This is a genomic window from Luteibacter sp. 9133 (assembly GCF_000800155.1).
Classification (GTDB): domain Bacteria; phylum Pseudomonadota; class Gammaproteobacteria; order Xanthomonadales; family Rhodanobacteraceae; genus Luteibacter; species Luteibacter mycovicinus.
Window position 1 is genome coordinate 480,713 of sequence record NZ_JUHO01000001.1, and the last position, 13,528, is coordinate 494,240.

The 13,528-nt window shown below is 66.1% G+C and carries 15 protein-coding genes and 1 other RNA gene; 4 read left to right on the plus strand and 12 right to left on the minus strand.

Translation table 11 applies throughout. The features are described 5' to 3' along the window. Positions 1-47: 47 nt before the first annotated feature. Complete coding sequence (locus FA87_RS01870; protein ID WP_043692017.1) at positions 48-392, minus strand: hypothetical protein; 345 nt, start codon at positions 390-392, stop codon at positions 48-50. Between the two features lie 93 nt (positions 393-485). Here FA87_RS01870 and cysK point away from each other — a divergent pair, with 93 nt between their 5' ends. Together cysK and FA87_RS01880 are read left to right on the plus strand one after the other, a co-directional pair. Then, positions 486-1,439: a cysteine synthase A gene (cysK, locus tag FA87_RS01875; RefSeq protein WP_043692019.1), complete on the plus strand. Its 954-nt coding sequence runs from the start codon at positions 486-488 to the stop codon at positions 1,437-1,439. A gap of 113 nt (positions 1,440-1,552) precedes the next feature. Further along, a complete protein-coding gene (locus FA87_RS01880) occupies positions 1,553-1,936 on the plus strand; it encodes a hypothetical protein (RefSeq protein WP_043692021.1) in 384 nt (127 codons plus the stop codon). A gap of 33 nt (positions 1,937-1,969) precedes the next feature. On the opposite strand, the gene FA87_RS01885 is transcribed toward FA87_RS01880, so the two are convergent. The 11 genes from FA87_RS01885 to FA87_RS01930 all read right to left on the minus strand — a co-directional run bounded on the left by FA87_RS01885 (position 1,970) and on the right by FA87_RS01930 (position 11,506). Then, entirely contained in the window at positions 1,970-4,762 is a 2,793-nt protein-coding gene (locus FA87_RS01885; RefSeq protein WP_043692023.1) for an AAA family ATPase, read from the minus strand. Then, positions 4,755-5,486, minus strand: a complete 732-nt coding sequence (locus FA87_RS01890; RefSeq protein ID WP_043692024.1) for a hypothetical protein — start codon at positions 5,484-5,486, stop codon at positions 4,755-4,757. Before FA87_RS01890 ends, FA87_RS01885 begins: the two co-directional genes overlap by 8 nt. Next, positions 5,479-6,789 carry a hypothetical protein gene (locus tag FA87_RS01895; RefSeq protein WP_052191087.1) on the minus strand — a complete coding sequence of 437 codons (1,311 nt, stop codon included), beginning with the start codon at positions 6,787-6,789 and terminating at the stop codon, positions 5,479-5,481. The genes FA87_RS01890 and FA87_RS01895 overlap by 8 nt, the downstream gene beginning before the upstream one ends. Before the next feature lie 2 nt (positions 6,790-6,791). Beyond that, positions 6,792-7,388, minus strand: coding sequence for a GTP cyclohydrolase I FolE (gene folE / locus FA87_RS01900; RefSeq protein ID WP_043692025.1), 597 nt, complete (start codon positions 7,386-7,388; stop codon positions 6,792-6,794). Positions 7,389-7,468: 80 nt separating this feature from the next. Next, positions 7,469-8,926 (minus strand): DNA recombination protein RmuC, encoded by a 1,458-nt coding sequence (gene rmuC, locus FA87_RS01905; protein WP_043692026.1) that lies wholly within the window; start codon positions 8,924-8,926, stop codon positions 7,469-7,471. 61 nt (positions 8,927-8,987) lie between these two features. After that, entirely contained in the window at positions 8,988-9,644 is a 657-nt protein-coding gene (gene rpiA / locus FA87_RS01910) for a ribose-5-phosphate isomerase RpiA (RefSeq protein WP_036116263.1), read from the minus strand. Beyond that, positions 9,641-10,099, minus strand: a complete 459-nt coding sequence (locus tag FA87_RS01915; RefSeq protein WP_036116262.1) for an EVE domain-containing protein — start codon at positions 10,097-10,099, stop codon at positions 9,641-9,643. The genes rpiA and FA87_RS01915 overlap by 4 nt, the downstream gene beginning before the upstream one ends. After that, complete coding sequence (locus tag FA87_RS01920; RefSeq protein WP_036116261.1) at positions 10,096-10,707, minus strand: 5-formyltetrahydrofolate cyclo-ligase; 612 nt, start codon at positions 10,705-10,707, stop codon at positions 10,096-10,098. Before FA87_RS01920 ends, FA87_RS01915 begins: the two co-directional genes overlap by 4 nt. Positions 10,708-10,772: 65 nt before the next feature. Further along, a non-coding RNA gene (gene ssrS, locus FA87_RS20150) (6S RNA) lies at positions 10,773-10,956 on the minus strand. A 7-nt stretch (positions 10,957-10,963) separates the two neighbouring features. Further along, positions 10,964-11,272 carry a cell division protein ZapA gene (locus FA87_RS01925; RefSeq protein WP_036116260.1) on the minus strand — a complete coding sequence of 103 codons (309 nt, stop codon included), beginning with the start codon at positions 11,270-11,272 and terminating at the stop codon, positions 10,964-10,966. 9 nt (positions 11,273-11,281) lie between these two features. Further along, complete coding sequence (locus FA87_RS01930; RefSeq protein ID WP_036116258.1) at positions 11,282-11,506, minus strand: TIGR02449 family protein; 225 nt, start codon at positions 11,504-11,506, stop codon at positions 11,282-11,284. 115 nt (positions 11,507-11,621) lie between these two features. Between FA87_RS01930 and FA87_RS01935 the strand changes: the two genes are divergently transcribed. Together FA87_RS01935 and FA87_RS01940 are read left to right on the plus strand one after the other, a co-directional pair. After that, entirely contained in the window at positions 11,622-12,188 is a 567-nt protein-coding gene (locus tag FA87_RS01935; protein ID WP_036116256.1) for a UPF0149 family protein, read from the plus strand. Beyond that, on the plus strand, positions 12,185-13,477 hold the full coding sequence (locus FA87_RS01940; protein ID WP_043692029.1) for an aminopeptidase P N-terminal domain-containing protein: 1,293 nt from the start codon (positions 12,185-12,187) through the stop codon (positions 13,475-13,477). The genes FA87_RS01935 and FA87_RS01940 overlap by 4 nt, the downstream gene beginning before the upstream one ends. Positions 13,478-13,528 lie beyond the last annotated feature (51 nt).

A 13,528-nucleotide genomic window follows, 5' to 3' on the forward strand; every position in this document is an offset into this window, starting at 1 on the left:
AAAGTGGGGCAGAGGGTAGCGCACCGCAGGCTCTTGCGGGCGCGATGTCACATCGGCGGCTGGGACAGTTCCTTCGCGTTGAGGAAACCGTCCCTGTTCTTGTCCAGCTTGTGGAACTGGAGGATCAGGTTGCGCTGGAACTCTTCCAGCCTCACGGGCCTGGCGCCGGGCCGCATCGGGCCGTCGTTGGCATCGAGCACGCCGTCGCCATTGACGTCCATGCGCAGGAAGCCCTGGCTCATGTAGCGGACGTACTCGGCCTCGTCGACCTTGCCGTCGCCATTGGCGTCCATGCGTCGGAGGTATTCGGCCGGCGTCCGCGGAAAGTCCTGTGCCTGGGCGGCGGCGGTCAGCAGCAGGGTGGCGGCGAAGGCGTATGGACGTCGATTCATGGGCCGGGAGTCTGCGTGATCCGGTGGGGTTTGTCGCCCCGTGGTCCGGGGAGTACCTTCTGGGTTCTCGTACTTCCCGTCAAGGATTACCCCATGATTCACGAGAGCATTCTCGACACGATCGGCCGCACGCCCATCGTTCGCCTGCATCGCGTCGCCCCGGCTGGCATTTCCCTGTACGCGAAGGTCGAATTCTTCAACCCCGGCGGCTCGGTCAAGGACCGCCTGGCCATCGCGGTCATTCTCGATGCCGAAGCCAAGGGTCTGCTGAAACCCGGCGACACCGTGGTCGAGGCCACTTCGGGCAATACGGGCGTCGCGCTGGCCATGGTCTGCGCGGCCAAGGGTTACAAGTTCGTGGCGACCATGGCGGACAGCTTCTCCGTCGAGCGCCGCAAGCTGATGCGCGCCTACGGTGCCCGCGTGATCCTGACCCCCGCCGCCGAGCGTGGCAGCGGCATGGTCCGACGCGCCGAGGAGCTCGCGGCGAAGCACGGCTGGTTCCTGCCCAGGCAATTCCAGAATCCGGCTAACCCGGCCTATCACCGGAGCACCACCGCCGCCGAGATCCTCCAGGACTTCGCCGGCCGCCGCCTCGATGCCTTCGTGACCGGCTGGGGCACCGGCGGCACACTGACCGGTGTGGGCGAGGTGCTCAAGGTCGCGCGCCCCGAGGTGAAGATCGTCACCACTGAGCCGGCCGCGGCCCAGTTGCTCGCCGACCAGCCCTGGGCACCGCACAAGATCCAGGGCTGGACGCCGGACTTCGTGCCCGAGGTACTCAACCGCCAGATCTTCGACGTCGATATCCCGGTGGACGAGGTGCTCGCCCGCGATACGGCCCGCCGACTCGCCAGCGAGGAAGGTCTCTTTGTCGGTATCTCCGCCGGTGCGACGCTTGCCGCCGCCCTGAAATACGCCGAAAGCGCCGAGGAGGGCAGCGTCATCCTCGCCATGCTCCCCGACACCGGCGAGCGCTATCTCTCCACCTTCCTGTTCGAGGGCGTGGAAGAAGGCTCCGACGAAGCCTGGCTGGAAACCCTGTAGGATCGCGCCCCGCGCACGACCAGGGCGTGGAGGCGTAGCAGCCTCCACGCCGCCACCGCAAAATCATCACGCCATGGCGGTCATCGTGTAGTTCTCGAAACAAGGAGACAGCCATGACATTCCTGCGCAGCAAGAGCCTCCGTGCGGAACTTTTCGGCCGCGCCGAGCGCGTCGTCGGTTCGATGACCGGCAACCGCGAACATCTGGCCATCGGCACGGCGCGTGAGTATGCCGGCCGCGCGGGCTCACTGACCTCGCAGGCGCTGGCGGAAGCGGGACGTCACGCGCGCCGTCGCCCGCTGGGCCTCGCCATCGGCGTGGGTCTGGGTGTCGGCGCCATCGCGGCGGCATGGCTCATCGCGCGTCACCATGCCCGCGTGCGGCCCGAGGAAGACGAACACAATCCGACGCGTCAGCGCCCGACCGATGCCAGCGGCAACGCGCTGGATGGATCGGGTGAAGACAATCCCATGTCGGGCGAGACCGCGCGCCACTGAGCGATCGAACGGCCCCTTGTCGGGGCCGTTACGTCAGGCGGCGTGTGAGCGCCGCCGCAATACCGCCAACGGTTGTGCCCAGGTTGCGCCCGGTCGGCGCTTGCTGGTGACGAGCGTCAGCTCCGATGGCTGGAACACGTTGACGTTATGCGTGGCCGGCGTCGTCAGGATGTACTGCGCGCGCGTGGACTTCAGAAATGCACCGACCTTGTCGATGTTGAAGATGTCCAGATGCGCGAAAGGCTCGTCGATGAACACGAATCCGCCGGGCCGGTCTTCATCGCGCATCAGCGCCACGAGCAGGAGCAGTGACTTCATCACCTGCTGGCCGCCCGAGGCTTCGCCATCGTCCATTCCGATCCAGCCCTTCTTGTCGAACTCGAAGCGCACATGCAGCGCGGCCGAAGCGAGTGCCAGATCGTCGTTGCTGAGCTCCGGGAGATCGACGTCGACGCCGATGCCCGCGAGTTCGGCAAGCACTTTCAGGTTCCGGGCGTAGCGACGCACCGTGTTGCGCAAGACCTGAATATAGGCGCCGCGCGCCTCGTGCGTGATGCGCGAGGCGCGCTCGAGGTGGATGCGGCGTTTCTCGAGATCGTGTCTGAGGCCTTCGTGATCGGCGAGCAGTTTTTCGCGCAGCGCGACTACGCTTGGATCCTCCTCCCAGTGGCCCTCCTCGAGGCGACGCTCGATGCGGTCGATCTCGCGACGCACGGATGCGGGCGACTCGTAACGCTCGCGTAGTGCCGCGACGGCGGCGCGGCTGCGCAAAGCCAGGGGCACATGCGCACGCTTCGCGCGGAATGCCTTCAGCCGGTCGATCTGCTCACCACGCAGCTGGTGGTACTGGCGAACGGTCTCGGCGAGTTGCTTCTGCGTCGAAAGCTGTTCGCGCGCGGCGTTGTCGCGTGCGTTCGACGTCCTGAGGCGTTTTTCGCGCACCGCTTCGTAATGCGCCTCCGCAGCGACATGGCTGTCAGCCGTCCGCTGCACGTCTTCGCGCAAGCCGGCCTGTTGCGCGTGCGCTTCGGCGAATTCGTCCGCGCGGTCGGCGAGCTGGCTGCTCGCGCTGGCGCCACGCAGGATGCCTTCGGCGTCGCTGGCGCGCGCCATGGCGTCCTTTCGCTCGGTCGCGATGTCGCGCAGTCGTGCCTCGATGTCACGCAGTTTCGCCTCACCGTCGCGCAGCTGTCGCTCGCGCGCGCCGGAACCGAAGTACATGTCATCCACGCCGAGATGGCGACCGCCGCGACGTTCGCGGAAATAGCCCTGCGGCGTGATCCAGTCCTGATCCTTGCCCAATGTCGCGCCATCGACGATGTCCTCGACGCGGCGGATACGGTCGAGGTTACGCAGCAGCCAGTCAGGCGGTGCGGCGGAGAACTCGACCACCTCGAGCAGCGAGCTGCGCGTGGCGCGCCCGGCGGGGGCGCGGTCGGCGACGACGAAGTGCTTGTAGCGGTGCTGCTCGCCCAGCTTCCAAGCTTTCTCGCGATCGCGCGGGTCGTCGAGCAGCACCACGTGGCGATAGCCCGCGAGGACCGCTTCGACGGCCGGCTGCCAGCGTGGCTCGACGATCTCGACGATCTCGCTGAGCATGCTGTGACGAATGCCCGCCTCATCGAGGGCGCGACGGAACGAGGCTTCGAAATCCGGGGTGTAGCGTCGGCCGCTGCGCCACGCCGACAGCTGACCGGTCAGCGTCGCCAGTTCCTGGCGCAGCTTGCCTTCCTCGGTCTGCAGCAGGCTCGCCTGGGCGCGGGCATCGCGTGCGACATCGGCGAGACGTTCGTGATCGGCGCCACCCTGGGCGGCGACCATCTCGCGCAGGCGCGTCTCCTGTTTGATCAACAGGTCATTCTGGGCGAGCTCGGCACGCGCCGCGTCGAGGCTCTTCTGCGTCTGCTGGCGCGCCAGGTCGGCCTCGTGCTGTTCGCCGCGAAGCGCTTCGCCCGAGGCATCGAAATCCCCGAGCTGCTTCGCGAGGTCCGCATCGCGCTGCTCCAGTTCGGCGACGCGACGTTTGACGCCGGTGAGTTGCGGACGCGCACCGCGCACGCCACCGCTCAGCTCGGCCAGTTCGGTGCGCGGAAGGATGCTCGCCACCAGATCGACGCGCTCGCTCTTGAGCGCGTTCCATTCCTGGAACGAGCGGGCGCGGCCTTCGGCCTCCTGAAGGCTCACGCCGATCAGCGACAACTGATGTTCGAGACCGTGCTGTTCGCGGTCGGCTTCGATCTGTTCGTTGCGTGCCCGCTGGTAGTCATCGAGAACGGCCTTATCGCCGAACACGTCGAAGACCAGGTCGAGCAGCGCCTTGGGCGGCATCTGGCAGAGCTTGTCCGTGGCGCCCTGTTCTAGCGTGAGCACGCGGCGGATCGCCTGCGAAAGACCGGCGCCTTCGAGACGCACGCGGTACTCGCGAAGGCCGAGAAAATCGTTGCGCGCTTCGATCTCTTCGACACTCACGTCGCCGCCGACCACGGCGTACTGCCGCGTCCACTCGCCGCCCTTCTTCTGAATGCGGCAGGCGAGGGTGACCTCACGGTCCATCAGCGGGAAGAACGGACGCTCGCCGCTCGGTCCGGGGATATTGCCGACGCGGGCGCGCAGCCACGCGAACGGCTTGCCGTTGTGGCGGAGGTAGCTCTTGTAGTCGCGATTGCCCGCGCAGTCGATCGTCAGCAACGTGCGCAGCGCGTCGAGCAGGGTCGTCTTGCCGGAGCCATTCGGGCCCACGACGGTGACGATGTTGGTGTCGAGCGGCAGGCTGAAGCGCTGCCAGTAATCCCAGTGGACGACTTCGAGGCTGCGGAAATCAAACATCGGTGTTTTCCTCGGTGTCGTCGATCACGTCGTCGTCGCCCGGCTCGTCCGGATCGTCGGTGTCGTCATGGTGCGACCGGACCGGCGCGCGTGCCGCGGCATCGGACAGCAGGTCGCCCAGTGCGCCGTCGAGGATGCGGCGAGCGGTGCGTTCGTAATCGAAGGCGAGATCCAGCAGCGGACCCTCGGCCACTTCGCCCTTGCGACGGACGATGAAGCCCAGGCGGTTCAGCGTGCCGAGGTTGAAGCCGACGCGCGTCTTGCCGCCCAGCTTGTCACCGAAATCGGCGAGGAGGGTACGCTCGGCGATCACTGGCGACACGGCGGGATCGCGCGGGATCGGTTTCTCTTCCGCGAACATCTGGCTCTGCGAGGCGGCGGCTTCGGCCTCCTGGCGCTCCACCTGCCGCTGGCGCTTGGGCAGCACGATGAGGGCCCAGACCACGACCAGCAGCGCGACGCCGTCGCGGTCGAGTTGCAGGGTGTTGGAGATCCAGCTGTCGCTGCCGCCGAAGACGGCGCGCTCGCTCTTGCGCGCCACGGCAAGGCCGATGTACGCGGCATAAGGGTGTTCGCGCAGTTCGAGGCCGACCGCTTCGAGCCGGCGGTCGAGTTCTTCGCGGTATCCCTCGTCGAGCAGTGCCTTGCGGGCCTGCACGTCGTCGCGTGGCAACCAGCGCTGTGACAGCAGCCGGGTTACGAGGGTGGCGGTATCGTCATGCATCGGCGGTGTCCTTGGCGGCGTCGCGTGGACGCAGGCGTCCCGCGCTGACCAGCGCGATCTGGGGCAGGTCGGTTTCGATGAGCAGGGGCTCGATCTCGAGCGCGAGCGGTAGTCGCGCGAGATCGGCGGTGCCCCCTTCGAGGGCGGCGGATTCGGGATCGCCGAGCAGGCCGAGCAGCGAGAGCCGGTACGCGGACAGGGCGTAGTCGTCGCCGATCAGGGTGTCCGACAGTTCGCGCGGCTCGGTGATGGCGGCCAGTTCGATGCTCCAGTCTTCGAGGAATCGCAGGTCTTCCTCGTCCATCGGCAGGTCGGCGGCATCGGGTGGTTCTTCCGCGCCGGGCAGGGCGGTGACCTCGGCGGCAAGACGCTCACGCTCCAGCAGCTCGAACTCCGCCACGTCGAGGGCGATCTGATCGTGGATGAACGGCGCAGGCAGCGGCAGCAGCAGCTGCCCGTCTTCGAAGGAAGCCAGTGCATCGATGTCCTGGGCGCGCAGCCAGCCGACCAGGTCCGACGAGGACAGGCCGGTGCGTCCCAGGTGCACACGATGCTGGTCGATCTTGTTCAGTTCGCGCTGGAACGTGCCCGCCTGACGCAGCAGCGCGCTCTGGGCGCGACCCACGGCCTGAGCGAGCCGGTGCGCCGCCGGCTCGAGCTCGTCCTTTTCGGTGATGCCGGCGACGACCTCGGTGCCTTTCTCGACCCAGGTCCACACGGAATCCAGACGTTCGGCGGCGCGGCGGATACGGTGCTCCGAGCCGGACAGCACCGCGCGGTCGAAGTCTTCCTTCAGCTCCGTCAGGCGCGAAAGCAGATGGCCGAGCTCGTCGACGGACACACGGCCCACCGCCTGACCAGCAGCGAGCTGCGCGGTGAGGTAACCGAGACCGTCGTCATCGTCGTTCTCGAACTCGAGCATCACCGCCAGCGCGGCGAGCGCCTTACGACCGAGCGGGCCGACGCGATAACGCTGGGTCTCCGCGTCGTAGACGAGCAGCTCGTGGTCCTTGAGTCGCTGAACCACCGTTTCGAGCTTTACCGTGTCGACGAACGCCAGGTTGTCGCGGATTTCCTGCGGCGTCCATTCCGTCGCGTGAGAGCGTGCGCCGATCGTGCGCAGCACGAGCAGGCGCAACAGCACCTGCGCCTCGCTCCCATGAAACAGCGCGGAAAACGCGCGCAGCAAGCCGCGACCGCGCAAGAGCGGAAAAACGGTGGGGAGGTCCTCGGCGACGACGCCGTCGCGGAAGAGATCCTGCAGGCGTTCGTCGTGGACGTGGGTATCGAGCGGGCCGCTCAAGGTCAGCGACGGTCGACGCCGACGAAGCGAAGGAACTCGCCCCGTGTGCGTGGATCTTCGCGGAAGCTGCCGAGCATCTGGCTGGTGATCATCGACACGCCACGCTTGTGCACACCACGGGTGGTCATGCATTCGTGACTGGCGTCGATGACCACACCGACGCCGCGCGGACGCAGCGTGTCTTCGATGCAATGCGCGATCTGGGCGGTGAGCTTTTCCTGGACCTGGAAGCGACGGGCGAAACCATCGACCACCCGGGCCAGCTTGCTGATGCCGACGACGCGGTCGGTCGGCACGTAACCCACGTGCGCGCGGCCGATGATCGGCGCCATGTGATGCTCGCAATGGCTTTCGAACTCGATGTCGCGCAGGACGATCATTTCGTCGTAACCGGCCACTTCCTCGAACGTCCGGCGCAGGTACTCGGCGGGATCTTCGTCGTAGCCCTTGAACCAGTCGCCATAGGCCTTGACCACGCGCTTGGGCGTGTCGAGCAGGCCTTCGCGGTTCGGATCCTCACCTGCCCAGAGCAGCAGGGTGCGTACGGCTTCTTCCGCCTGTTCGCGGCTGACCGGACGGGACTTGGCGTCGTCGCTCATCGGGGGAGGTTCCTTAACGGTGCAAACGACGATTGTAACGTGGGAGCGGGCCTGCTCGCGATGGCCCGGGAGGCCCCGGCTCAGTCCGAGGTGTCGTCCGTGGCCGCGTCGGCCTCATCGGCCGCACCCAGATCCAGCAGCTTCTGCGACTCTTCGCCACCCAGCGATTCGACGCCGCGGAGCTTGCGCTCGATGGCGCGGGTGCGGACCCCCGCGTTCTTGATGCTGTTGGTCGCCGAATCGAGCTGTTTCTGGGTGCGTTCCAGGACCGTGGCGAACTTGCCGAACTCGTTCTTGACCGCCGCCAGCACCTGCCAGACCTCGGACGAGCGCTTCTGGATGGCCAGGGTGCGGAAGCCCATCTGCAGGCTGTTGAGCAGGGCGGTGAGCGTGGTCGGGCCGGCGACGGTAACGCGATGGTCGCGCTGCAACTGGTCGGACAGCCCCGGCCGGCGGATGACCTCGGCGTACAGGCCTTCGGTGGGCAGGAAGAGAATAGCGAAGTCCGTGGTATGCGGCGGAGCGACGTACTTCGTGCGAATCCGCTTGGCTTCTTCCCGCACCCGTAGTTCAAGGGCCTTGCCGGCGACGAGCGCGCCTTCGACGTCCGCCGCGTCCTGGGCGTCCAGCAGACGCTGATAATCCTCGATCGGGTATTTCGCGTCGATCGGCAGCCATACCTGGGCGCCGTCGTCGTCGGCGCCGGGCAGGCGGATGGCGTATTCCACGCGCTCGGCCGAACCGGGCACCGTGGCCACGTTGGCCGCGTACTGTTCGGCGATGAGAATCTGTTCGAGCAGGGCGCCCAGCTGGACTTCGCCAAAGGTGCCGCGGGTTTTCACGTTGGTCAGCACGCGCTTGAGATCGCCGACGCCCGTGGCGAGGGCCTGCATTTCGCCGAGGCCGCGCTGGACGGCTTCCAGGCGCTCGGACACTAGCTGGAAGGACTGGCCGAGGCGGGTTTCGAGCGTGGATTGCAGCTTCTCATCCACGGTGGCGCGCATCTGCTCGAGCTTGGCCGCGTTGTCCTGCTGGATCGCGCCCAGACGGGTTTCCAGCGTGGCGCGCACTTCGGTCAGGCGCTTCTCGTTATCCAGGGTAAGCGCGGCGAAGCGCTGGTCGATCAGTTCGCCGAAGTGCTTCAGGGTAACGGCGGACTCTTCGCGGGTCTTGCGCGAGTCGTCGGCGAGGCCCTGGCGAAGCGACTGCAGGCCGAGATCCGTGCGTTCAGTGAGCTGGTCGAGTCGCTTGCCGAAGGCTTCGATGCGCTCGTGCTGGCGCTCGGCGGCCAGTTGCAGCTGTTCCTGCACATGACCGCGGAACTGGCCGAAACTCTCGCCGAGTTCGCCACGGCCGGCGCGCTGTTCGTCGCGCAGCACGGACTCGAGGCGGCGCGTGTCGTCGCGCAGTGCGTCCAGCTTCGCGGCACTGCCGTCGTCCTGTTGTCTGCCGTTGCGGGACATCAGGACGAAAAGCAGCGCCAGGCACGCCAGAACGGCGACCAGCAGGATGATAAGTAGGATGGATTCGAGGGTCATGGGGCGAGAGGGTACCTGTGTTCGCGATGATCCGCAGGCGCCAGGCTATCGCCTGGCCTTCTCAGATCTCGCGATTGCCCACGATCACCACATCGGCGGGCCGCTTCGCAAACAACCCCACAGCCACCACGCCGACGATCTGATTCAGATCCGCTTCCAGTTCCACGGGATTCGCGATGCGCCAGTTGTGCACGTCGAGGATCCAGTTGCCGTTGTCGGTCACGACGCCATCGCGCCACACCGGCTGACCGCCACGCGCGACGATCTCGCGCGCCACATGGCTACGCGCCATCGGGATCACTTCGATGGGTAGCGGAAACTTGCCCAGCACATCGACCTGCTTGCTCGCATCGATGATGCAGACGAATTTGTCGGAGGCGGCGGCGACGATCTTTTCGCGCGTGAGCGCGGCACCGCCACCCTTGATCAGGCGTCGCTGCGGATCGCACTCGTCGGCGCCGTCGACATAGAGGTCGAGGCGGCCGGCGGCGTTGAGGTCCAGCACGTCGATACCGAGCTTGCGCAGGCGATCGCTGGAGGCTTCGGAGCTGGAGACGGCGGCCTTGATCCGGTCGCGGTACTGGGCCAGTTCGTCGATGAAGAAGTTCACGGTGGAACCGGTACCCACGCCGATGATGCCGCCCTTGAAACGGCCTTCACCCACGTAGCGGAAGGCGGCGGTTTCGGCGGCAAGGCGCTTCTCGTTGTCCTGGCTCATGCTTTTTCCAGCTTGAGGATGAAATCCCAGTCGCCTTTGGCCACCGGCATCACCGACAGCCGGTTGCCCTTGCGGACCAGCGGCATGTCCGCCAGTTCGTCACGGTTTTTCAGTTCGTCCAGCGAGATGGTGCGTGCGAGCTTGCGCTCGAACTTCACGTCGACCAGCATCCAGCGCGGTTCTTCGCGCGTGCTCTTCTCGTCGTAATACTTGGACTTGGCGTTGAACTGGCTCTCGTCCGGATACGCGGACGAAGCCACCGATGCGATGCCCACGATGCCGGGTACGTCGGTATTGGAGTGATAGAAGAAGATCTTGTCGCCGACCTTCATCCCGTCGCGCATGAAGTTGCGCGCCTGATAGTTGCGCACCCCGTCCCAGGGCTCGACACCCTTGCGTTTCAGATCGTCGATCGAGAAGGTGTCCGGCTCGGACTTCATGAGCCAGTACTTCATTCGGCGGCGCCCGTGCAGTCGATGAGCTCCTTGTCGGTGGCGATGTAGTCGAGCGGGATATCCCACTCGGCCCTCTCGATACCGTCGAGTTCCTGGAAGTCATACGCCACGCCGACCAGCAGGGGCTGTGCCGGGCGCTTCTGATCGCGCAGGAATTCGAAGCTGCGGTCATAGTAGCCGCCGCCGAAGCCGAGGCGGTTGCCCTTGCGGTCGAAGCCCAGCAGCGGCACCAGCACGAGGTCCAGCTTCGCGGCCTCGACGACGTGCCCGGAGGCTTTCGGCTCGGGGATGCCCATTTCGTTGGCCTCGACATCCTCGCCCGTGGTCCACGGTGCGAAGGTCAGACGGCGCTTGCCACCCGACTTGGTCACGATGGGCAGGTAGAACGTCTGCCCGCGCTCGGCGAGCGGGGCGATGGCCAGGTTCAGCGGCAATTCGCCGCCCGTGGCCCAGTAGCCGGCGACGTGCTTGTCGGTGAGGAATTCCGGCAGCTGTTCGAGCGAATGGCGCAGACCCTGGGCCGCGGCGACACGCTCGGCCGGCTTCAGCTGGCGTCGGCGCTGGACGAGGTCGGCTCGAAGTTCGCGTCTCTCGGGGAGCTTTGACATGGGACGATCAGCCGCGGTGGGGGCGCTGACCGGCCCCTGCGGACCGACCGGCTAAATAGGGAGAGGCGTTCTCCGCGATGCCGCTGCGCACCAAACGACCTTGATCCAAAGGATCAGGTGGGAGAGCTAGGCGGCATCAAGGCTTTCCGCACGAAGGCGGACATGCACAACAGCCACCAAAAGCCGACCCGGGGTCGTATGTAGGAACAAGGCAAATGTAAAGTGCGCTGGCGAACACCGCAGGGAACGCCTGCCGTCATTTTACCGGTGCGTCGAGCAGACCATCAAGCTTTCTGCGCAAAGCGGCCAGTCCGTCGGTCAGCACCTGTTCCTGCGAGCCGTGCTCCTTTCTGAGCGAAAGCAGCTCGTGGGCGATGCTGACGGCGGCCAGGACGGCCAGGCGATCGAAGCCAGGCGCCTTGGAATGCGACTTCAGCTCACGCATCTTGCCGTCGAGAAACCGGGCGGCGTCGATCAGGCCGTCACGTTCCTCCGGCGCGCACGCGATGTGAAACTCGCGATCGAGCAGGCGCAGGGATACCGGTTCGCTGGCGGTGGCATTCATAAGGAGGTATCAGCCCGTGTTCTCGAGCGCCTTGAGGCGCTGGATCATCGCTTCCACGCGGCTGCGCGCCTGTTCATTGCGCGCCATCAGCCCCGCACGTTCGTTCGCCAGCTGTTCCTGGCTGTGCCGCAGACTGCGGTTTTCCTCGGTAAGACGGCGAACGGTGTCGACGAGCCGGTCGAGCGTGGCGCTCAGGGCTTCCAGTTCAGTCTTGAAGGCGTCCGGGTTCGTCATGCGCGGACTATAACAGGACGTTTTCGCGCTGTCGGCAATCCGTGAAGCGGAAGGCAGGCGCAGCGTGAAGGCGGCTGCATTAGACTGACCGCTCAGTTTCCCAGGAGTATCCGCCATGTCGGCCAACCAGACCGTCGATCCGGAAGAGATCGCCGAACTCATCGCCCGCTGCAAGCTGTCCATATCGGTCAGTGAATTTCATGGCTCTCTCGTGGGTTACTTAAGTGCCGGCGGCCGTTTCCCTCACGGCTCCGTGCTGTCCGCCCTCGAATTCGAGCCCGATCCCGCACCCAATGCGGACGAGCAGGCCATGCTGACCCGGCTGCGTCATCAGACGGAAGAGTGGCTGGCCGACCCCGAGCTGACCTTTTCGCCGTGGCTTCCCGATGACGACGCACCCGTGCCGGAACGCGCGGAGGGCCTGACCGATTGGGTCCAGGGCTTTCTAGGCGGTTTCGGCCTCGGCGGCTCGGTCGAAGTCAACCGGGGCATGAGCGATGACGCCAAGGAAGTGCTGCAGGACATGGCCGGCATCGCCACCACGGAGTTCGAGTTCGACGCGGACGACGACGTCAACGACGAAAGCCTGACCGAGCTCGAAGAATTCGTCCGCGCTGGCGCCATGCTGCTGCACGCCGAACTCAGCCGCGCCTCCCGACCGGCCAACGACACCCTGCATTGATTGCCGCGGCCGAGTACGCCCGGCGGCGCCGGGAGCTGATGCGTATGACCGGTGAGGACGCGGTGGTGATCCTTGCCGCCGCTCCCGAGCGAATGCGCAATGCCGACGCCCCGTGGCCCTACCGACAGGACTCGGACTTTCATTACCTCACCGGCTTCGATGAGCCGGAAGCCGTGCTCGCCCTGCTGCCGGGGCGAGCGCACGGCGAGACCGTGCTGTTCTGCCGCGAGCGCGATGCCGAGCGCGAACGCTGGGATGGCGAGCGCATGGGCACCGATCGTGCGGCGCGCGAACTTCGTCTGGACGATGCCTTCCCCATCGACGATATCGACGACATCCTTCCGGGGATGATCGAGGGGCGCGCGCGGGTCTACTGCCATTTCGGTCAGGAGCCCGACTTCGACGCACGGCTGCTCGCGTGGATGCGTCGTTTACGCACCGCACGTGGCGGCGGTGTGGTGCCGAAAGACCTCGTCGCGCTCAGCCATCTGCTGCACGACATGCGGCTCTTCAAGTCGAAAGACGAACTGGCATTGATGCGTCGCTCGGCGGAAGTGGCGGGGGCGGCGCACGTCGCGGCGATGGCGATCGCGCGGCCCGGCGTCGCCGAATACGAAATCGAAGGTGAGATCCTTCGCACGATTCGCGGCAAGGGCGCGTTTCCCGCCTTTCCTCCGACGGTGGCTGGTGGCGCCAACGCCTGCATCATGCATTACCAGGCCAATCGTGCGGTTCTGCGCGAGGGCGATCTGCTGCTGATCGACGCCGGCGCGGAAGTCGATTGCTATGCGTCCGACATCACGCGTACGTTCCCCGTCGGTGGTCGTTTTACGACGGAGCAGCGCGCGCTGTACGAGATCGTGCATGAAGCGCAGCTGGCGGCGATCGACGCGGTGCGCCCGGGGCGTTCCTTCGCCGATTCGCACGACGCGGCCGTGCGCATTATCGTCGAGGGTCTTTGCGCTGTCGGGATACTCAAGGGCGGCGCCGACCGCGCGATTGCGGAAGGCAGCTATAAGCCGTACTTCCCGAGCAAGACGGGGCACTGGCTCGGTCTCGATGTCCACGATGTCGGCGACTATCGCATCGATGGGGAGCCGCGCATTCTCGAAGAGGGCATGGTCGTCACGGTCGAGCCGGGTATCTACGTGCCGCCTGACGACAAGCGAGTCGATGGACGATGGCGGGGTATCGGTGTTCGCATCGAGGATGACGTGGCGGTCACGAAGGGCTCGCCGGATGTGATGACGGCGATGGTGCCGAAATCACCGGATGCGCTCGAGCGCTGACCAACCGCGGGCGTGGCTTACGTGGCCAGAGCGTTTGCGCCCGTAACGACG